This is a genomic window from Streptomyces sp. GbtcB7, from assembly GCF_019091445.1.
Classification (GTDB): domain Bacteria; phylum Actinomycetota; class Actinomycetes; order Streptomycetales; family Streptomycetaceae; genus Streptomyces; species Streptomyces mirabilis.
Genome location: NZ_JAGXJM010000284.1, coordinates 1 through 272, shown reverse-complemented (window position 1 = coordinate 272; position 272 = coordinate 1). Strand labels below are relative to the sequence as shown.

General features: G+C 72.1%; 1 protein-coding gene. It reads left to right on the top strand.

From position 1 onward, the window contains the following. Positions 1–31: 31 nt before the first annotated feature. Positions 32–272, top strand: a 241-nt coding sequence (locus KVT44_RS56100) for an ATP-binding protein (RefSeq protein WP_217576985.1), incomplete at its 3' end; no start/stop codon positions are given.

Here is a 272-nt window from a genome sequence, read left to right as displayed (position 1 = left end):
AGCAGCGGACCAGGGAGAACCACCCCTGGGCGTGCCCGGCAGTGGAGCCCAGGTCCCACCGCGGGGCCGGAGGCAGGAGCTGGCCGCGCTGGAGGGGGTACTGGGCACAGCGCGGGCGGGCAGCAGCGCGGTCCTGGTTCTTCGTGGTGAGGCAGGGAACGGCAAGACCGCACTGCTGGGCTACGCAGCCGGCCGGGCCGTCGGATTTCGTACGGACGGCGTCGCAGGCATCGAGACGGAGATGGAGCTACCGTTCGCGGGCCTTCACCAGC